Consider the following 18,698-nt stretch of genomic DNA (forward strand, 5'->3'; position numbering starts at 1 on the left):
TAGGTAATTTGGATATTGTCGGATTGATCCCGTCGTTTGGCGGCTTTCTTTATACGATGGCGGCCTTTGTTGTGGCTCTTTCGATCATCGTGGCGATCCATGAATACGGGCACTATATCGTCGGGCGCTGGTGCGGCATCCACGCCGAGGTGTTTTCGCTGGGCTTTGGTCCGGTGATCTACTCGCGTGTCGATAAACGCGGCACGCGCTGGCAGGTGGCCCTGCTTCCCTTTGGGGGCTATGTGAAATTCCTGGGCGATGCCGACGCGGCCAGCGGCAAGGATGCGGCGGCCATCGGGGCCTTGTCGCCAACCGACCGCCGCCGCAGCATGCACGCGGCCCCCTTGTGGGCGCGGGCGTCCACGGTTGCGGCCGGGCCTGTGTTCAACTTCATTTTGTCATTTTTGTTGTTCGGCGGCATGCTGTTGGCCCGTGGCGTGGCGGTCGATCCGCTGACCGTTGCGGAAATGCGGCCCATGCCTGCCTCTTTCGTGCAGGAATTGCAGGTCGGGGACCAGATCGTCGGCATCAACGGAACGACCGCGCCCAAGCTGGAAGAGTTCAACGATTTCATCAATGGTTTGCCGGTGCAGCCCGTTCTGGACTATACTGTCGTGCGCGATGGGCAGGAAACGACCGTGCGCGGTCCCTATCCGTTCCCGCCACTGATCGCGGGGCTTCAGCCGCAATCTGCCGCGATGGAGATCAAGCTTCAGGTCGGGGATGTGATTACCGCCGTCGATGGCACCCCGATTTTCGCCTTTAGCCAGTTGCAGACCGCAGTTGCAGAGTCCCAGGGGCGGGTTTTGATGCTGACCGTCGATCGCGACGGTGAAACGCTGGACTTCGCGCTTGCCCCGCGCCGCGTCGATCAACCGAACGCCGACGGCACCTTTCAGGAACGCTGGATGTTCGGCGTCGAGGGCGGGTTGATGTTCGAGGCCAAGACCGTGACGCCCGGCGTCTGGCAGGCGGCGCAGGGCGCAGTGATGCAGACCTATTTGATTGTCCGGTCCAGCATTTCGGGGCTGTATCACATGATTACCGGTGCGATCAGCTCTTGTAACCTGACCGGCCCGATCGGGATCGCTCAGGCGTCCGGCGATATGGCCAGTCAGGGCGCGGGCAGCTTTATCCGCTTTGTCGCGCTGCTGTCGACTGCGGTCGGGCTGTTGAACCTGTTTCCGATCCCGGTTCTGGATGGCGGGCACCTTGTGTTTCACGCCTACGAGGCCGTGACCGGCAAACCGCCAAGTGACGGTGCGCTGCGGGTGCTGATGGGGGCGGGGCTGGCGCTTTTGCTTAGCCTGATGCTGTTCGCGGTGTCGAACGACCTGTTCCTTTGCCCTTGAAAATGGCCTTCCCCCGGAAAATCCGGGGGAATTCGGCTGGAATGCCAAATTGATGCCACAATCTCTGGCTATGGACGTATCCAACGTCGTCAAAGGTTCGGGGCATTGAAATGCAAACCATTCATAGCGGATATCGCGGTCTCTCGCTTCTGGTTGATCTCAACTGGGATCGTATCCTGTATCTGGCGACCATCGTGTTCGCACTATGCGCCGGCGCGTTCTTCGGCTCGCTGTAATCCGATCTTTCCCAAATTAAATGTCACTTTGGCAACTTTTTCGGAAAATTCCGCAAGGGTGGTCCGCGCCTTTTGACAAGGCAGGTTAATCCCGCTAGGCAATGTTTAATCTTGGGTTTAACGCGGATGGATTTCATGACTGTATTGTGTGCAATGAGACGGTTTCTAATCGCACGGGTATTGCCAGGGTCCAGGGTCTTGGCCGGAACGGTTTTCTTAGCCTTTGCAACGACTTCAGCCTTTGTTCCGACACAGGCACACGCGCAGCAATATACGATCACCGACGTGCGGATCGAAGGAAACCAGCGGGTCGAGCCGGCGACAATCCTGACCTATGCAGGAATCGCCAGGGGGCAGACATTGTCTGCCGGCCAGTTGAATGACGCCTACCAACGGATTATGAACTCTGGTCTGTTCGAGACGGTCCAGATGACGCCTCAGGGCAATTCTCTTTTGATTACCGTCAAGGAATTCCCGACCATCAACCGCATCGCCATCGAGGGCAACGCGCGCCTGAAGGACGAACCGCTTCTGGCGCTGCTGCGATCGCAGTCGCGCCGCGTGTACAGCCCGACCGTTGCCGAGGCGGATGCCGCCGCGATCGTCGAGGTTTACAGCCAGCAGGGCAGGATCGCAGCAACGGTCGAGCCGCGGATCATCCGCCGTTCAGATAATCGCGTCGATCTGGTGTTTCAGGTCAAGGAGGGCAAGGTTGTCGAGGTTCAGCGCATCAGCTTCGTTGGCAACCGCGCCTATTCCGACAGCCGTCTGCGCCGCGTTCTGGGCACGAAACAGGCGGGCCTTTTGCGCGCCATCATCAAAAGCGATACCTTCGTCGCCGACCGGATCGAGTTCGACAAGCAGGTTCTGCGAGATTTTTACCTGTCGCGCGGCTATGTCGATTTCCAGACGCTGTCGGTGGCATCGGAAGTCGCAAGAGAGCGTGACGGGTTCTTCGTCACCTTCAACGTGCGTGAAGGCCAGCAGTTCAAGTTCGGCAATATCACGGCCTCCAGCGATCTGGCCGATGTGGACGCGCAAGAGTTTCTGGCGATTGCAGACATCAAGCCGGGCAGCATTTACAACCCCGGCGTCGTCGACAACACCATCGCGCGGATGGAACGGCTTGCGCTTCAGAAAAGCCTGAATTTCATTCGGGTAGAGCCGCGCGTGACCCGCAACGAACGCAACCTGACGCTGGATATTGACTTCGTTCTGTCCCGTGGCCCGCGTGTTTTCGTCGAACGGATCGACATCGAGGGCAACAACACCACGCTTGACCGTGTGGTTCGCCGCCAGTTCAAAATCGTCGAGGGCGACCCCTTTAATCCACGCGAAATCCGCGAAAGCGCCGAACGCATCCGTGCGCTGGGGTTCTTTGCGTCGACGGACGTGAAGGCGAATGAGGGCAGCAGCGCCAATCAGGTAGTGGTTGATGTCAACGTCGAAGAGCAGCCTACGGGAACACTTGGTTTCGGGGCCAGCTATGGTGTCGATCAGGGCATCGGCCTGACGGTCAACTTCTCCGAGCGGAACTTTCTGGGGCGCGGGCAGGGGCTGTCGTTTGCGGCCTCTATCGGGACTGACAACGGCAACGGGTCGTTCGTGTTCAGTGAACCAGCGCTTTTGGGCCGCGACCTGCTGTTCCGCCTTAGCCTTGGCTATTCGGAATCCCAGCAGGATGACGCCTTTTATGACACGCGGTCCCTTAGCCTTAGCCCATCGATAGAGTTCCCCGTATCCGAGAACGGCCGTCTTGGCCTGCGCTATTCCATCGGACAGGCGGAAATTTCGAATGTGACCACGTCCAGTTCGACAATCATTCAGGCAGATTCGGGCAAACGGACCACAAGTGCGCTTGGCTATACCTACACCTATGAAACCCGCCGTTCGGGCCTGAACCCGGCTGCGGGGATCGTTCTGCGGTTCGGTCAGGATTTTGCCGGTGCCGGTGGCGACGCGAAATATGTCCGGACCTCTGTTCAGTTGGGGGCCGAAACCTCTGTCCTGAACGAGGATGTCAACCTGCGCGCCCAGCTTGAAGGCGGCGCGGTCAACATGATCTCGGGGGACAGCCGCATCACCGACCGGTTCTTCATGAACGGATCGACCATGCGCGGCTTCAGCCAGAACGGCATCGGTCCCCGCGATCTGACGGCTGCCAATCAGGACGCGCTTGGCGGCAACTACTTTGCAGTTGCCCGGTTCGAGGCAGAGTTCCCCGTGGGCCTGCCCGAAGAGTATGGCCTGACCGGTGGCGTGTTCTTTGATGTGGGGTCTGTCTGGGGTCTGGACAACACCGCAGGGTCCGGTGGACCTGTCGATGACACGGCGCATCTGCGCTCTGCGATTGGGGTGTCGGTGTTCTGGACAACCGGTATCGGTCCGTTGCGCTTCAACTTCTCGAAGGCGCTGCAGAAGGAAAGCTATGATAAAGAGCAATCCTTCGACCTGACCATTTCGACCCAGTTCTGATCATGCGGGCCGGCATCACAAAGGCGGTGGCGTTTTGCGTCACCGCTTTTTTTGCAACGGCAGGTCTTGCGCAGACTACCCAAAGCGTCCCGTTTCTGACGCTTGATCAGGATCTGGTGTTTTCGACCTCTCTTTACGGTTTGCGCGTCACGACCGAGCTGGAGCAGGAGGCAATCGCCCTTGCCGCCGAAAACCGCAAGATAGAGGCGGACCTGACCCGCGAAGAGAGAGAGCTGACCGAAAAGCGCCCCGGCCTGTCGGCCGATGCATTCCGGACGCTTGCCGATGCCTTTGATCAAAAGGTGCAGGGAATCCGCACCGCGCAGGACGCCAAATCGCGCGATCTGGGCCGCAGGCGTGATGAGGAGCGGCAGCAGTTCTTTAACCGCGCCCTGCCGATGCTTGCCAATCTGGTGCGCGAAAGGGGTGCTGTCGCAATTCTGGACAAGCGGGCGATCTTTCTGGCGGCGGAAGCGATAGATATCACCGACGCGGCAATCGCGCGGATCAATGCGGAACTTGGCGATGGCACCACAATTGCGCCGCAGCCCCAGTCGGTTGATCCAGACGCGCCGGTCCCGGTTCCGCCAGCGCCGAGGCCCTAGCGGCCTCTCTTGCCGAAACCCGCCTGACTTGTTACTCGTTTCAGAACACAAAAAGATAAGGAACGGGTATATGACAGACTTGCCGACCACCGCAGATATCGACCTGATCAAGCGCCTGATCCCGCACCGCTACCCGTTTCTTCTGGTGGATAAGGTCCGCGACATCGTGCACGGGGTCTCTGCCGTCGGCGTCAAGAACGTCACTTTCAACGAGCCTCATTTTCAGGGGCATTTCCCAAGCACCCCGATCATGCCCGGCGTCACCATCATCGAGGCCATGGCGCAGACCGCTGCCGTCATGGTCGGCGTAAGCATGGATATGGCCGACAAGAATATGCTGGTGTATTTCATGGCAATCGACGCCTGCAAATTCCGCCGCAAGGTGGTTCCGGGCGATGTGCTGGAAATGAGCATTACGGTCACTCGCGGCAAACCGGGGGCCAAGGTCTGGCGGTTCCACGGGGTCGGGACGGTCGAGGGAGAGGTTGCGGCCGAGGCCGACTTCACCGCCATGATGGACCTTCAGGGGTAGCCCATGACGATTGATCCCAGCGCCACGATCCACCCCAGCGCAGTCATTGAACCCGGTGCGTTTATTGGTGCCGGTTGCGCGGTCGGCCCGTTTTGCGTGGTTGGTCCCAAGGTCGTGCTGCATGACCGCGTGATTCTGAAAAGCCATGTGGTTGTGGCGGGGCGCACCGATATCGGTGACGAGACGGTGATCTTCCCCTTCGCCTCGATCGGGGAAATCCCGCAAGATCTGAAATTCAAGGGCGAAGACACGCAGTTGATCATCGGCAAACGCAACCGTATCCGCGAAGGCGTCACCATGAACACCGGCACTGAGGGCGGCGGCGGCATCACCCGCGTTGGCGACGACTGCCTGTTCATGACCGGCGCCCATGTCGGCCATGACGTCATCGTCGGCAACAAGGTGGTTATGGCCAATCAGGCGGCGCTGGCCGGGCATTGTATCGTGTCCGACGACGTGATCATCGGCGGCCTGTCGGGCATCCACCAGTTTGTCCGTCTGGGGCGCGGCGCGATCATCGGCGCGGTGACCATGGTCACCAATGACGTCATCCCCTACGGCCTTGTGCAGGGGCCACGCGGCGCATTGGACGGGCTGAACCTTGTCGGGTTGAAACGGCGCGGCGTAGCGCGGTCCGATATCACGGCGCTGCGGGCGGCCTACCAGATGTTGGCGCAGGGCGACGGTGCCTTTCAGGAACGCGCGGCGCGACTGGGCGAGGAAACCGACAGCGCCTATGTGTCGGAAATTGTGAACTTCATCCTTGGGGCGTCCGATCGGTCGTTCCTGACGCCAAGCTGATGGCGCATCTTGCGATGATCGCGGGGCAGGGTGATCTGCCCGCAGCCCTTGCTGCCGCCCTCGACGTCTCGGCGACGCCGTTCGTGCTATGCGAACTGGACGGGTTTCAGGCACAGGGGCTGGACAACCGCCCGGTCGAGCGTTTCCGGATCGAGCATCTCGGTTCGTTTCTGGCGGGCCTGACCGCGCGGGGCGTGACCGAGGTGGTCTTTGCCGGTGCGGTGCGCCGCCCCGCGATTGACCCGACCCGGATCGACGCGGCGACCTTGCCGTTGGTGCCGCGGATGATGGCGGCCCTGCAGGCGGGCGACGATGCCGCGCTGCGCACGGTGATTGCGATGTTCGAGGAGGCGGGCCTGACCATCCGGGCGCCGCACCGGATTGCGCCCGCCCTGCTGCCCGCAGCGGGTGTGCTGACACAGACCCGCCCGAACGAGGCGCATCGGCGCGACGCGCTGCGCGGTGCCGATATCGTTGCCGCCCTCTCTGCCGCCGATATTGGCCAGTCGTGCATTGTGGCCGGTGGTCAGGCTTTGGCCGTCGAGGCCCTGCCGGGCACCGACTGGATGATCAGGTCGCTCGGCTCCCGCGCGCCGTCGCTGCCCACGGGCGGCCTTCTGTACAAGGCACCGAAGGTGGCGCAGGATCGACGTATCGACCTGCCCACCATTGGTCCGGATACCGTTCGGGCCGCAGCACAGGCCGGGCTGGAGGGCATCGTGATTGATGCGGGCGGCGTTATGGTTCTGGACCAGGCAGGGTGCATAGAAATCGCCGATGACGCGGGCCTTTTCCTTTGGGTGCGCGACTGATGCGGGTGTTTGTCATCGCTGGCGAATCCTCTGGTGACAAACTGGGGGGCGCGCTGATGGCAGGCTTGCGCCAGCTGGTGCCGGACGTGCAATTTTCCGGGGTCGGTGACGCGCAGATGCAGGCGCAGGGGCTGACGACCCTCTTCCCGATGGACGAGCTAAGCGTCATGGGCATCACCGAAGTGCTGCCGAAATACCGCAGCCTGAAACGCAGGATCGCCGAGACGGCAAGGGCCGTTCTGGACCAGAAACCCGATGTGCTGATCACCATCGATAGTCCCGATTTCTGCTTGCGGGTGGCGCGGCTGGTCAAGGCGCAGTCAGACATTCGCACAGTGCACTACGTCGCCCCCACCGTCTGGGCATGGCGCGCGGGGCGCGCCGCAAAAATGGCAAAGGTCATTGATCAGGTGCTGGCACTTTTCCCGTTCGAGCCGCCCTATCTGGAAGCCGCAGGTCTGCGTTGCGACTTTGTCGGGCATCCCGTTGTCGCCGAACCGCAAGCGAGCAGGGCCGAGATCACGGCCTTTCGCGCCTCCTACCGCATCGATGAGGGTGCGCCACTGATCCTTGCGCTGCCTGGCTCGCGTAAGGGCGAAGTCGCGCGCCTTGCGCCCGTCTTCGCCGCAGCCCTACGTCCTGTTCTGGCCGCGTATCCGACCGCACGCGTTATCCTGCCTGCGGCCCCGAATGTGGTGCATATGGTTTATCAGTTGACGGCCAACTGGCCGGGCGACCGGATCATTGTCGATCCGTTGCGCGGCACGCCAGAGCAATCCGCCGCCGCAAAACGCGCCGCCTTCGGGGCCGCCGGTGTGGCGCTTGCCGCCTCGGGGACTGTTTCGCTGGAACTTGCCGCAGCGGGAACCCCGATGGTCATCGCCTACGACATGAACTGGCTTAGCCGCCAGATCATCGCGCGCATGCTGAAGGTGGATACAGTGACGCTGGTCAACCTTGTGACCGACACCCGCACGGTTCCCGAATTCCTCGGTGCGAACTGCCGCGCCGATCTGATCGCGCCGGCCCTACTGGATGTCATGGCCCATCCTGACCGTCAGAAGCAGGCGATGCGGGATACAATGATCCGTCTCGGTCAGGACGACCTTGCCCCCGGCCTGCGCGCGGCCCGTGCGGTACTCGACGGGCTTGGCAAGGGCTCCTAGGTCTACTACCGTTTTTTTGTTCTTTAAATATCCTCGCCGAAGGCGAAAATCCTGATGAAGGATTTTACGCGCTCCGCGCGGGAGTATTTTTGCCGAGAAGAACGGGCAAGGCGCGCGTCAGCCGCGCCAGATCCAACCGCCGCCAAGGATGCGGCTGCCAACGGGTTCGTAGAACACACAGGCCTGACCGGGGGACACACCCTCTTCGGGGGTCAGCAATTCCACCTCGGCGGTCGTTGCCGACAGTGGCCGGATGATCGCCTCTCTCGGGGGGCGGGTGGACCGGACCTTGACCAGAACCTCGCGCTCCGCGCAGTTGTCAAAGGGCGTGTCACCCAGCCAGTTGATTTCGCGTACGGGGATAATCCGCGTTGTCAGTGCCTCTTTCGGGCCGACGATCACACGGCGGGCGTCGGCGTCCAGCTTGACGACATACAAAGGGTCTTCCAATCCGCCGATGCCCAGCCCGCGCCGCTGGCCGACGGTGTAATTGATGATGCCGTTGTGCTGACCCAGCACCGTTCCCGCCATATCGACGATATCGCCGGGGCTTGCCGCCTCTGGCCGCAGTTTCAGGATGACATCGGCGTAGTTGCCGTTCGGGACAAAGCAGATGTCCTGACTGTCGGGCTTATCCGCCACCGACAGCCCGTATTTCGTCGCCAGTGCCCGCGTTTCCGCCTTGGACGCCAGATGGCCCAGCGGAAAGCGCAGGTAGTCGAGTTGATCGGGTGTTGTCGAAAACAGGAAGTAGCTTTGATCGCGGTTCGCGTCGGCAGCGGAATGCAGCTCTGGTCCGGCGACACCCATTTTGCGTTGAATATAGTGCCCTGTCGCCATACAATCCGCATCCAGATCTTTTGCGGTGGCCAGCAGATCCTTGAACTTCACCCGCTCGTTGCAGCGGATGCAGGGCACAGGCGTGGCCCCCGCAAGATAGCTGTCGGCGAATTCGTCGATCACGGCCTCGCGGAAGGTGTTCTCGTAGTCCAGCACGTAATGGGGGAATCCCATCTCTTCGGCCACGCGCCGGGCATCGTGGATGTCGCGTCCCGCGCAGCAGGCGCCCTTTTTGGCCAGCGCGGCGCCATGGTCGTAAAGCTGTAGCGTGACACCGACCACGTCATAGCCTTCCTCGGCCAGGTGCGCGGCCACGACCGAACTGTCAACGCCCCCCGACATTGCCACGACCACGCGCGTCTCGGACGGGGCCTTTGCAAAGCCCAGCGAATTCAGCTGCGGGTGTCTGGTGTCGAGGGACATTAGGGTGCTCCGTTCAAGTCCGGCAGAATATAGGAAAATGCAAGATAGTCTCAAGGGATTGTTTCACCCCTTCTTAAGTAAAACGGGCACAGGGTGCACGTACTGATGAAGGGGAATGCGATGTTTTTAAAGAAAGTCGACGGCCCGCGCGCCGTCACATTGCCGGGTGGTCGTGTGTTGACACGGGCGGATCTGCCGCCGGACGATACCCTGCGTTGGGTTGCCAGCCGCAAGGCGGTCGTGGTCATGGCCGTGGCCACCGGATTGATTTTGCGGTCCGAGGCGATGGCAACCTATGGGCTGTCTGACGAGGAATATGATGGATGGGAATCCGCGATAAAACGTCATGGCATTAAGGCGTTAAAGGTTACGTCTGTGCAAAAATATCGACAACTTTAGATTGATTTGCGTGGGGGACGTGCAAGAGTAACGTTAGGTTAACCATTGTGGATAACAGTAAGAGGCGAGCGAATATCTTTTGAACGGAGTTGAACACCATGCGAGTGCTTTTGGTCGAGGACGATCCCGCAACTGCGAAGAGTATCGAGTTGATGCTCACCCATGCCAATCTGAACGTCTATTCGACGGATCTTGGCGAGGAGGGGATAGATCTGGCGAAACTATACGACTACGACTTGATTCTTCTTGATATCAACCTGCCGGATATGAACGGCCATGAGGTGTTGCGGCAGTTGCGTCTGGCGCGGATCGACACGCCTATTCTGATCTTGTCGGGGTCCGATGATACCGACAGCAAGCTTAAGGGATTCGGGTTCGGCGCCGACGACTACCTGACCAAACCGTTCCACCGCGAGGAGCTTGTCGCGCGGATCCATGCGATTATCCGGCGGTCCAAGGGTCATTCCCAACCCATCATCAAGACCGGTAAGATTGCGGTCAATCTGGACGCCAAGACCGTTGCGATCGGTGCAAAGACCGTGCATCTGACCGGCAAGGAATACCAGATGCTGGAGCTTTTGTCGTTGCGCAAGGGCACGACCCTGACCAAGGAAATGTTCCTGAACCACCTTTATGGCGGCATGGACGAGCCAGAGTTGAAAATCATTGACGTCTTCATCTGCAAGCTGCGTAAAAAGCTGGCCGAGGCGACCGATGGCGACAATTATATCGAAACCGTTTGGGGCCGTGGGTATGTGCTGCGCGATCCTGATCCGGTTGCGGTCGGCCCGCTTCTGGCGGTGGGCGCCTAGACGCGCCATGCGGTGCTTCGGTGGGGATGCTGACGCATAAGAAAAACGAAGAATGGTGATCACTCACGGATGCATCTGCTGGACCTCGGCTGATCTGGCTCCTATCACTTGGGGGCAGCAGTCGCAGGAGAAGGCCAGTGGCCAAAGATATTGCCGTTGACCAATTGACCGAACCACAGGCGCGGGCAGAGCTTGGCCGCCTTGGTGATATACTGGCCCGGGCCAACCGTGCCTATCATACGCTGGACTCGCCCGAGATATCGGACGCCGAGTATGACGCGTTGAAACGGCGCAATGCTGCGATAGAGGCGCGGTTTCCGGCGCTGAAGCGCCCCGATAGCCCGACAGAGCAGGTCGGTGCCCCCTTGGCAGAGGGGTTTTCCAAAGTGACCCATGCCGTTCGGATGCTGTCGCTTGGCAATGCGTTCACGGGCGAAGACGTACAGGATTTCGACGAGCGGATTCGCAAGTATCTGGGGCTGGGGCGGGACTCCGAACTGACCTACACGGCCGAACCCAAAATTGACGGGCTGTCCTTGTCATTGAGATTCGAGCATGGCGTTCTGGTGCAGGCCGCAACCCGGGGCGACGGAGAGACTGGCGAAAATGTGACGGAGAACGCGAAAACAATCGCAGACATTCCGAAGACCGTAAGGGGTGCCCCGGACGTTCTGGAGGTGCGCGGAGAGGTCTATATGTCCCACGCGGATTTCGCTGCGCTGAATGTGCGGCAGATTGCGGCGGGGGCCCGGCCCTTTGCCAATCCGCGCAATGCCGCCGCTGGATCCTTGCGCCAGCTTGATGCGGAAATCACCCGCGCCCGGCCGCTGAACTTTTTTGCATATGCCTGGGGAGAGCTGTCAGAACCGCTGTCGGACACCCAGATCGGTGCGATCAAGCGGCTTGAAAACCTTGGCTTCAAAACCAATCCGTTGACGGTTCTGTGTGATGGGCCCGAGGCGCTGCTGGCGCAATACCGGATGATCGAGGCACAGCGCGCCACTTTGGGCTATGACATCGACGGGGTCGTTTACAAGGTGAACGCGCTAGAGCGTCAGCGCCGCCTCGGGTTCCGCTCTACCACGCCACGCTGGGCGATTGCGCATAAATTCGAGGCCGAATTGGCATGGACCCGACTGGAGGCAATCGACATCCAGGTGGGTCGCACCGGTGCGCTTTCGCCCGTGGCGCGGTTGACGCCGGTCACCGTCGGCGGCGTTGTGGTGTCGAATGCCACCCTGCATAACGAGGATTATATTGCCGGATCCGGTGCCAAGGGCACCCCGATCCGCGAGGGCCGCGATATTCGGGTGGGTGACTGGGTGCAGGTATACCGCGCCGGCGATGTGATCCCCAAGATCAACGATGTGGACCTGTCGCGCAGGCCGGCGGATGCGGTGCCTTTCGTCTTTCCCCATGTCTGCCCTGAATGCGGGTCGGACGCGGTGCGCGAGGAGGGCGACGCCGTTCGCCGGTGTACGGGCGGCATGATTTGCCCCGCGCAGGCCGTTGAAAAGCTAAAACATTTTGTCGGGCGGACGGCCTTTGATATTGACGGTCTGGGGGCAAAGCAGATCGAGATGTTCTATTCCGACGATCTGCTGCCGATCAAAGTGCCCGCCGACATATTCACCCTGAAACAGCGGGACGCGCAGAATATCCCAAAACTCAAGAACCGCGAAGGCTGGGGTGAAAAAAGCGCGAAGAACCTGTTGGAAGCAATTGATAAAAAACGAATAATTGCGCTTAGAAGATTAATTTTCGCGCTTGGAATTCGCCATGTCGGCGAGGCGGGCGCAGGGCTTTTGGCCGATCATTACGGCACCTGGGGCGCCTTCGAGGCGGCGGTCTCGAGCGCCCGCGTCGGCGAGGGCGAAGCCTGGGAAGACCTGATTGCAATCGACGGGGTCGGGGCTGTCATGGCAGCGTCCTTGGTGAATGCGTTCCACCAGCCAGCCGAACGGGCCTCGATCGACAGGCTGGTCGCGCAGCTTGACGTGCAGCCGGCCCAACGCCGTGCGCCGGTGAACAGCCCCGTTGCGGGAAAAACCGTGGTTTTCACCGGAACGCTGGAGAAAATGACCCGCGCCGAGGCAAAAGCCCGGGCAGAGGCCCTTGGGGCCAAGGTGGCGGGGTCTGTCTCAGCCAGAACCGATATTCTGGTGGCCGGGCCTGGCGCGGGGTCAAAGGCCGAAAAAGCCGCCGGTCTGGGGGTTGAAACCATCGACGAGGACGGCTGGTTGGCCCTGATCGGCGACGCATGAGCGGGCGTCCAGAAATCCTGTTCCCGCTGTTTGCCGAGATGACAAAGCTGGACGGTGTCGGCCCAAAAACGGCCCAGGCCATGGTTGCCATTGGATTGGAAAAGCCGCGTGACTTATTGTTTATGCTTCCTTATTCTGGCGTTGATCGTCAACGTCGCGACAGTATCCGGGACGTGGTTGCGCCCGCGACCGTGACGGTCGAGGTCGAGGTCGGCGCCCATACGCCTGCGCGCAAAAAGGGCGGGCCATATCGCGTGACAGTGCAGGATTCTGGGACCACGTTCCAGTTGGTGTTCTTTCATGCGCAAGGTGACTACTTGCAAAAGCAACTGCCGACCGGCCAGCGCCGGATCGTCAGCGGCAAGATCGAGATATTCGACGGGATCGCGCAGATGGTTCATCCTGACCATATTCTGCGCCCCGAAGATGCCGGAGACATCCCGGCGTTCGAGCCGGTTTACCCGTTGACCGCCGGTTTGACCCAGAAAACGATGGCAAAGGCGGCCGCGTCGGCGCTTGACCTTGCGCCGGCTCTGGACGAATGGATCGACCCTGCGCAAAAGGCGCGCGGGGGCTGGCCGGATTGGCAGGATGCGGTCCGCATGGCGCATCGGCCAGCGGATGTGGCCGCACTGTCGGCGACCGCGCCGGCGCGCACGCGGTTGGCCTATGACGAACTGATGGCGCATCAGCTGACGCTGGCATTGGCCCGTGCGGCAGCGCGGAAAACGGCGGGGAAGCCGTCCGTCGCCACTGGAAGATTGCAGTCCAAAGTTTTAAAAACACTACCGTTTTTGCCAACAGGCGCACAAGATCGCGCAATCCGCGAGATCAGCGATGATATGGCGAAACCCTTCCGGATGAACCGGTTGTTGCAGGGCGATGTCGGGTCCGGCAAAACGCTGGTCGCGTTTATGGCGCTTCTGGTCGCGGTCGAGGCGGGAGGTCAGGGCGTGATGATGGCGCCAACCGAAATTCTTGCGCGACAACATCTGGAAGGGCTGCAACCGCTGGCCGAGGAGGCGGGTGTCGTGCTGGAACTGCTGACCGGGCGCGACAAAGGACGAGAGCGGAGAGCCAAGCTGGAGGCGCTGAAGCGCGGTGATATCCAGATTTTGGTCGGCACCCATGCGGTGTTCCAGAAAGACGTTGAGTTCCGGGATCTTAGGCTGGCGATCATCGATGAACAGCACCGGTTCGGCGTGCGGCAGCGGCTGGAATTGGGCGCCAAGGGGCAGGCGGTGGATGTGCTGGTGATGACCGCAACGCCGATCCCGCGCAGCCTTGCCTTGGCGCAATACGGCGACATGGATGTGTCGGTTCTGGACGAAAAGCCGCCCGGACGGACGCCGGTGAAAACCGCGCTGATCTCGACGGCGCGGATCGACGAGGTGGTGCAACACCTGCAAAAGGCGATTTCTGAGGGGCGGCAGGCCTATTGGGTCTGTCCGCTTGTCGAGGAATCCGAAGTGGTTGACATGACCGCCGCCGAGGAGCGGTTCAAGCGGCTGCGCGCCATTCTGGGTGAGGGCGTGGTGGGGCTGGTGCATGGCCAGATGCCACCCGCCGACAAGGATGCCGCGATGGCGCGGTTTGTGGCGGGGCAGACCAAAGTGCTGGTGGCGACCACGGTGATCGAAGTGGGGGTGAATGTGCCCAATGCGTCGATCATGGTTATCGAGCGTGCCGAAAGCTTTGGTCTGGCGCAATTGCACCAGTTGCGCGGTCGGGTCGGACGCGGATCGACCGCCTCGACCTGCCTGCTGATGTATCAGGCGCCTCTGGGCGAAACGGCAGAGCGGCGGTTGATGATCCTGCGCGAATCCGAGGACGGGTTTCGGATCAGCGAAGAAGATCTGGCGATCCGCGGGGCAGGTGATGTGATCGGCACGGCGCAATCGGGGTTGCCGAAGTTCCGCATCGCCGATCTTGAACGGCAAGCAGCCCTGATGGAAGTCGCGCAGTCGGACGCGCGGGCGCTATTGGCAGCCGACCCCACATTGCAAAGCCCGCGCGGACGCGCCGCGCGGGTTCTTTTGTGGTTGATGGAGCAGGATAAGGCAATTCGTTTGATTTCAGTTGGTTAGCCTGATTTCTGCCCCGATAGATCTGCTTTGTTCACAAATGTTCTTAAAAAGTTCTTTACAAAGGCTTTTACAAATGAGAACAAAGGGGCAACAAGATCAACCAACGCAGGACACATCATCATGCTGAACGAGATCAAATCTGTTTTTTCCCGCTCTTCCGACACGTTGTTGCAGGACGCCGCAGGTGCCGCCGCCTTGGTGGTGATGCTGCTGGCCACGCTTTACGTTCCCGGAATGGTCTAGGCCCGTCCCATCTGCCTGCGGTCTGTGCCGGCGTCTGCATCCTGTCCCCAATTTGATGCTTTTGCGCTGACATTGCCTGTCCACCGCCCGGGGTTGCCTCACATCCCCATTGACGCCGGACCGACACAGACACGCACACTTTGCGCCGCCATCCAATCTGGATGCGCGGCGTTTTTTTTGCGCACTGCGTGGGGATATTTTGAGGAACAAAGACGCAGTGCGTCAGGCGGATTCGGCCTGTTGCATGGCGTCAACCGTCGCCTCGAGCGACAGCATGATAGAGGCGTGCCGGTTTTTGTAATCGCGGGCAGGGATCAATACCTCCAGCCCGTCAAAAGGGGCCTCTGGCGCGGGGGCATCAGATTTAAGCATCGCTTTCAGCTGGTCACGGGCCAGTTCGACCTCGGCGCGGGTGCGGCCGATGATCGACGAGGCCACGACAGAGGCCGCCGCCTGACCCAGTGCACAGGCTTTTACATCCTGCCCGAATTCGGTGATCTTGCCATCCTGCACCGTGATATCCACCGTGACCGTCGATCCGCACAGCGGTGAGCGGCGTTTGGCCGTGGCGGTGGGCGCCGCCAGCCGATCTGTGAACGGGATATCTGCCGCCAAGGCAAGGATGCGGCCAGAATAAAGTTTGATCAGGTCGGTATCGGTACTCATGGCTTTTCCTTTTGATCCGTAGCGCATAGATAATCCGCCAGGCACATGATGCAAAGGGTTTGTCACGATGTTTGATCCAACAACGCTTGTTTTCAACGAACAGGGTTTGATTCCGGCCATCGCGCAGGACGAGGCGTCGGGCGAGGTCCTGATGATGGCGTGGATGAACGCGGGGGCAGTTCTGAAAACGCTTGAGACTTCGCGTGTAACCTATTGGTCCAGATCAAGAAAGTCATTTTGGGTCAAGGGCGAGAGCAGCGGCCATGTGCAAGAGTTGGTAGATCTTCGAGTGGATTGCGACCGTGACTGTTTGCTGGTCATCGTGCGCCAGACGGGGCCTGCGTGTCACACCAACCGGCGGTCGTGTTTTTATACCGCCCTGCGCGACGGGGACGAAGTTGAACTGATGGCACCGCTAACCTAGGCCGACCATCCGCCGAATGTCGGCGGGCGTCGCGCCTTCGGATCGGTAGGTGGAAATTGCGCGTGCATCGCAGCGCTTGGCCAGCCGCTTGCCTGTCTCGTCACGGATCAGGCGGTGGTGATGATATGTAGGTGAAGGTAATCCCATAACATATTGCAAAACAATATGAATTTTAGTTGTCTCAAACAGGTCCATCCCGCGCACAACATGGGTCACACCCTGTGCTGCATCATCCAGAACCACCGACAGGTGATAGGATGTGCCCATGTCGCGGCGGGCCAGAACCACATCGCCTGTTTCTGAAATCATCGCATCACGCGGGACGGCGATACGGTGGTTCTGGCCGGTTCCGGTTTCACTGAATCCCAGATCGGGCGCATCCTGCATGGCCCGTGCCATATCCAGTCGCAAAGCTGTCTTCTGTGGCCTTGTTCCAGTGCGGTCGCAGGTCCGGCAGGTTCCCGGATAGATAATCCCGTCGGGGCCGGATGCCGGTTCAATGCCCTCTTGCGGGGCGCTGGCGGCGGCCAGGATATCGCGACGGTTGCAGTGGCAGGGATACAGCAGGCCGCGCGCCCAAAGATCGTCCAGAGCAGCGGCGTAGGCCCCGGTCCTGTCCGACTGGCGCATCACGGGTCCGTCCCATGTCAGGCCCAGCCAGGTCAGGTCATCGTAAATCCGGCTTTCCCATTCCGGCCGGGCGCGGCTTTGGTCGATATCTTCGATCCGCAGCAGAAAACCGCCACCGGCGCGCCGCGCCATGTCATGCGCCAGAAGGGCGGAAAAGGCGTGCCCGAGGTGCAGTGGGCCGGTAGGTGACGGGGCGAACCTGGTGATCATAAGTTATGTATTATCAATCTGATATGCCATGTATTTCATTTATCCAGCCAGGCTTGCCATGCCGCTTTGGCGCGGTCGGTATAGGCCTTGTACCGCAACTTGCGGCCACGACGTCCGCCCTTGGCGTCGATTGGCGGGAAAAGCCCGAAGTTGACGTTCATCGGCTGGAATGTCTTCGCATCGGCCCCACCGGTGATATGAGTGACAAGCGCGCCCATGGCGGTCTCGGCTGGCGGGGCGCAGGCGGGAAGGCCAAGGATTTCGGCGGCAGCCAGGCGGCCCGCCAAAAGGCCCATCGCTGCCGACTCAACGTAACCTTCGACGCCGGTGATCTGACCGGCAAACCGCAGGTTGGGGCGGGATTTCAGGCGCATCTGCTCGTCCAGAAGCGTGGGCGAGTTTATAAAGGTGTTGCGGTGGATGCCGCCAAGGCGTGCGAACTCGGCATTCTCTAGCCCGGGGATTGATCGCAGAACGTCTTTCTGCGCGCCGTATTTCATTTTTGTCTGAAATCCCACGATGTTATAAAGCGTTCCTAATGCGTTGTCGCGACGCAACTGGACAATGGCATGGGCCTTGACGTCGGGCTGGTGCGGGTTGGTCAGGCCGACCGGTTTCATCGGACCAAAGCGCAGCGTCTCGCGACCGCGTTCCGCCATAACCTCGATCGGCAGGCACCCGTCGAAATAGCCGGCGGTTTCACCCTCGTGGAACTCGGTTTTTTCGGCGGCCAGAAGGGCGTCGATAAAGGCCTCGTAGGTTGCCTTGTCCATCGGGCAGTTCAGATAGGCGGTCTGGTCTTCCAGGGTCTCGCCCTTGTCATAGCGCGACTGCATCCAGGCTTTCGACATGTCAATGCTGTCATGGTAAATGATCGGAGCGATGGCGTCGAAAAACGCCAGAGCGGTCTGACCGGTGGCCTCGCGGATCGAACCAGCCAAGGCGCCGGATGTCAGTGGGCCGGTGGCGATGATCCAGGTGCCGTCCTGGGGCAGCTCTGATATTTCGCCATAGTCCACGCGGATATTCGGATGCGCCATGATGCGGGCGGTGACGGCCTCGGCAAAGGCGTCGCGGTCGACGGCCAGCGCCCCACCGGCAGGCAGGGCATGTGCATCGGCCATTTCCATGATCAAGCCGCCCGCAGCGCGCATTTCCCAATGCAGCAGCCCCACTGCGTTGTTCTCGTCATCGTCCGACCGGAACGAGTTGGAACACACCATTTCCGCCAGATGTCCGGTCTTGTGGGCAAAGGTTCCGACCTTCGGGCGCATCTCGTGGATGACCACGTTCAGGCCCATGTTGGCGGCCTGCCAGGCGGCCTCTGATCCGGCCATTCCGCCGCCGATGATATGCAATTCCTGTTTCATGTCACGCGATGTAGCTTTGAGGCGCGGAAATGAAAAGGCTTGCTGAAAAAGATGAGTATTTGGACCGAGAAGATTGGCCATTCTTTTTGGTTGAAATATCCGCGCCGCAGGCAGCCCGAGTGTCCGCAGGACACGATATAAAGGAATCGCGCGGAACGCGCGGCTGCTGGATCAGGCCTGCCAGTCGGGCGCGCGCTTTTCCAGAAAGGCGGCGATGCCTTCTTCTGTCTCGCGCAGCATCATGTTCTGCACCATCGCATCGCCGGTATAGGCATAAGGGCACCTCTAAAAATTGCGCCTGATCTGACGGCGGTGTAGACATTGGGCCAGTGTGAGATGGAGGCTGGTTGT

The 18,698-nt window shown here is 60.5% G+C and carries 18 protein-coding genes; 14 read left to right on the plus strand and 4 right to left on the minus strand.

What is annotated here, in order from left to right; all coding sequences use genetic code 11:
• Window positions 1-8 precede the first annotated feature (8 nt).
• The 8 genes from rseP (at window position 9) to lpxB (ending at window position 7,979) form a co-directional block, all read left to right on the plus strand.
• Window positions 9-1,352 (plus strand): RIP metalloprotease RseP, encoded by a 1,344-nt coding sequence (rseP, locus tag ACEN2R_RS18345; protein WP_442044136.1) that lies wholly within the window; start codon window positions 9-11, stop codon window positions 1,350-1,352.
• A gap of 110 nt (window positions 1,353-1,462) precedes the next feature.
• The gene (locus ACEN2R_RS18350) at window positions 1,463-1,588 is read left to right on the plus strand and encodes a hypothetical protein (protein WP_442044137.1); all 126 of its coding nucleotides are present in this window, start codon (window positions 1,463-1,465) and stop codon (window positions 1,586-1,588) included.
• Between the two features lie 153 nt (window positions 1,589-1,741).
• Complete coding sequence (bamA, locus tag ACEN2R_RS18355; protein WP_442044138.1) at window positions 1,742-4,063, plus strand: outer membrane protein assembly factor BamA; 2,322 nt, start codon at window positions 1,742-1,744, stop codon at window positions 4,061-4,063.
• 2 nt (window positions 4,064-4,065) lie between these two features.
• Entirely contained in the window at window positions 4,066-4,668 is a 603-nt protein-coding gene (locus tag ACEN2R_RS18360) for an OmpH family outer membrane protein (RefSeq protein WP_442044139.1), read from the plus strand.
• A 70-nt stretch (window positions 4,669-4,738) separates the two neighbouring features.
• Complete coding sequence (gene fabZ, locus ACEN2R_RS18365; RefSeq protein ID WP_442044140.1) at window positions 4,739-5,200, plus strand: 3-hydroxyacyl-ACP dehydratase FabZ; 462 nt, start codon at window positions 4,739-4,741, stop codon at window positions 5,198-5,200.
• Window positions 5,201-5,203: 3 nt separating this feature from the next.
• A complete protein-coding gene (lpxA, locus tag ACEN2R_RS18370; protein WP_442044141.1) occupies window positions 5,204-6,001 on the plus strand; it encodes an acyl-ACP--UDP-N-acetylglucosamine O-acyltransferase in 798 nt (265 codons plus the stop codon).
• Window positions 6,001-6,813, plus strand: coding sequence for an LpxI family protein (locus ACEN2R_RS18375; protein WP_442044142.1), 813 nt, complete (start codon window positions 6,001-6,003; stop codon window positions 6,811-6,813). Before lpxA ends, ACEN2R_RS18375 begins: the two co-directional genes overlap by 1 nt.
• The gene (lpxB, locus tag ACEN2R_RS18380) at window positions 6,813-7,979 is read left to right on the plus strand and encodes a lipid-A-disaccharide synthase (RefSeq protein WP_442044143.1); all 1,167 of its coding nucleotides are present in this window, start codon (window positions 6,813-6,815) and stop codon (window positions 7,977-7,979) included. Before ACEN2R_RS18375 ends, lpxB begins: the two co-directional genes overlap by 1 nt.
• Window positions 7,980-8,096: 117 nt before the next feature.
• Here the strand turns inward: lpxB and mnmA are convergent, their stop codons facing one another.
• Entirely contained in the window at window positions 8,097-9,242 is a 1,146-nt protein-coding gene (gene mnmA / locus ACEN2R_RS18385) for a tRNA 2-thiouridine(34) synthase MnmA (RefSeq protein ID WP_442044144.1), read from the minus strand.
• 120 nt (window positions 9,243-9,362) lie between these two features.
• Here mnmA and sciP point away from each other — a divergent pair, with 120 nt between their 5' ends.
• From sciP to ACEN2R_RS18410, 5 genes are all read left to right on the plus strand, one after another.
• Window positions 9,363-9,641, plus strand: a complete 279-nt coding sequence (gene sciP / locus ACEN2R_RS18390; protein ID WP_442044154.1) for a CtrA inhibitor SciP — start codon at window positions 9,363-9,365, stop codon at window positions 9,639-9,641.
• 98 nt (window positions 9,642-9,739) lie between these two features.
• Entirely contained in the window at window positions 9,740-10,453 is a 714-nt protein-coding gene (ctrA, locus tag ACEN2R_RS18395; RefSeq protein ID WP_442044145.1) for a response regulator transcription factor CtrA, read from the plus strand.
• 137 nt (window positions 10,454-10,590) lie between these two features.
• Window positions 10,591-12,717, plus strand: coding sequence for an NAD-dependent DNA ligase LigA (ligA, locus tag ACEN2R_RS18400; RefSeq protein ID WP_442044146.1), 2,127 nt, complete (start codon window positions 10,591-10,593; stop codon window positions 12,715-12,717).
• A complete protein-coding gene (gene recG, locus ACEN2R_RS18405) occupies window positions 12,714-14,804 on the plus strand; it encodes an ATP-dependent DNA helicase RecG (RefSeq protein ID WP_442044147.1) in 2,091 nt (696 codons plus the stop codon). Before ligA ends, recG begins: the two co-directional genes overlap by 4 nt.
• A gap of 120 nt (window positions 14,805-14,924) precedes the next feature.
• Complete coding sequence (locus tag ACEN2R_RS18410; RefSeq protein ID WP_442044148.1) at window positions 14,925-15,047, plus strand: hypothetical protein; 123 nt, start codon at window positions 14,925-14,927, stop codon at window positions 15,045-15,047.
• Between the two features lie 222 nt (window positions 15,048-15,269).
• Here the strand turns inward: ACEN2R_RS18410 and ACEN2R_RS18415 are convergent, their stop codons facing one another.
• On the minus strand, window positions 15,270-15,713 hold the full coding sequence (locus ACEN2R_RS18415; RefSeq protein WP_442044149.1) for an iron-sulfur cluster assembly scaffold protein: 444 nt from the start codon (window positions 15,711-15,713) through the stop codon (window positions 15,270-15,272).
• A 67-nt stretch (window positions 15,714-15,780) separates the two neighbouring features.
• On the opposite strand from ACEN2R_RS18415, the gene hisI reads away from it, so the two are divergent.
• The gene (hisI, locus tag ACEN2R_RS18420; RefSeq protein WP_442044150.1) at window positions 15,781-16,137 is read left to right on the plus strand and encodes a phosphoribosyl-AMP cyclohydrolase; all 357 of its coding nucleotides are present in this window, start codon (window positions 15,781-15,783) and stop codon (window positions 16,135-16,137) included.
• On the opposite strand, the gene gluQRS is transcribed toward hisI, so the two are convergent.
• Both gluQRS and trmFO read right to left on the minus strand, forming a co-directional pair.
• Window positions 16,129-16,977 (minus strand): tRNA glutamyl-Q(34) synthetase GluQRS, encoded by an 849-nt coding sequence (gluQRS, locus tag ACEN2R_RS18425; RefSeq protein ID WP_442044151.1) that lies wholly within the window; start codon window positions 16,975-16,977, stop codon window positions 16,129-16,131. The two genes, hisI and gluQRS, sit on opposite strands and share 9 nt — an antisense overlap.
• A 35-nt stretch (window positions 16,978-17,012) precedes the next feature.
• Complete coding sequence (gene trmFO / locus ACEN2R_RS18430; protein WP_442044152.1) at window positions 17,013-18,347, minus strand: methylenetetrahydrofolate--tRNA-(uracil(54)-C(5))-methyltransferase (FADH(2)-oxidizing) TrmFO; 1,335 nt, start codon at window positions 18,345-18,347, stop codon at window positions 17,013-17,015.
• Between the last annotated feature and the right edge of the window lie 351 nt (window positions 18,348-18,698).

This window comes from Pseudogemmobacter sp. W21_MBD1_M6 (genome assembly GCF_052119585.1).
Classification (GTDB): Bacteria; Pseudomonadota; Alphaproteobacteria; order Rhodobacterales; family Rhodobacteraceae; genus JBGQOJ01.

Bases quoted from the DNA above. Each gene is read 5' to 3' on its own strand.
- ACEN2R_RS18350 (WP_442044137.1), top strand. From the start codon at position 1,463: ATGCAAACCATTCATAGCGGATATCGCGGTCTCTCGCTTCTGGTTGAT.
- bamA (WP_442044138.1), top strand. From the start codon at position 1,742: ATGAGACGGTTTCTAATCGCACGGGTATTGCCAGGGTCCAGGGTCTTG.
- ACEN2R_RS18360 (WP_442044139.1), top strand. From the start codon at position 4,066: ATGCGGGCCGGCATCACAAAGGCGGTGGCGTTTTGCGTCACCGCTTTT.
- fabZ (WP_442044140.1), top strand. From the start codon at position 4,739: ATGACAGACTTGCCGACCACCGCAGATATCGACCTGATCAAGCGCCTG.
- lpxA (WP_442044141.1), top strand. From the start codon at position 5,204: ATGACGATTGATCCCAGCGCCACGATCCACCCCAGCGCAGTCATTGAA.
- ACEN2R_RS18375 (WP_442044142.1), top strand. From the start codon at position 6,001: ATGGCGCATCTTGCGATGATCGCGGGGCAGGGTGATCTGCCCGCAGCC.
- lpxB (WP_442044143.1), top strand. From the start codon at position 6,813: ATGCGGGTGTTTGTCATCGCTGGCGAATCCTCTGGTGACAAACTGGGG.
- mnmA (WP_442044144.1), bottom strand. From the start codon at position 9,242: ATGTCCCTCGACACCAGACACCCGCAGCTGAATTCGCTGGGCTTTGCA.
- sciP (WP_442044154.1), top strand. From the start codon at position 9,363: ATGTTTTTAAAGAAAGTCGACGGCCCGCGCGCCGTCACATTGCCGGGT.
- ctrA (WP_442044145.1), top strand. From the start codon at position 9,740: ATGCGAGTGCTTTTGGTCGAGGACGATCCCGCAACTGCGAAGAGTATC.
- recG (WP_442044147.1), top strand. From the start codon at position 12,714: ATGAGCGGGCGTCCAGAAATCCTGTTCCCGCTGTTTGCCGAGATGACA.
- ACEN2R_RS18410 (WP_442044148.1), top strand. From the start codon at position 14,925: ATGCTGAACGAGATCAAATCTGTTTTTTCCCGCTCTTCCGACACGTTG.
- ACEN2R_RS18415 (WP_442044149.1), bottom strand. From the start codon at position 15,713: ATGAGTACCGATACCGACCTGATCAAACTTTATTCTGGCCGCATCCTT.
- hisI (WP_442044150.1), top strand. From the start codon at position 15,781: ATGTTTGATCCAACAACGCTTGTTTTCAACGAACAGGGTTTGATTCCG.
- gluQRS (WP_442044151.1), bottom strand. From the start codon at position 16,977: ATGATCACCAGGTTCGCCCCGTCACCTACCGGCCCACTGCACCTCGGG.
- trmFO (WP_442044152.1), bottom strand. From the start codon at position 18,347: ATGAAACAGGAATTGCATATCATCGGCGGCGGAATGGCCGGATCAGAG.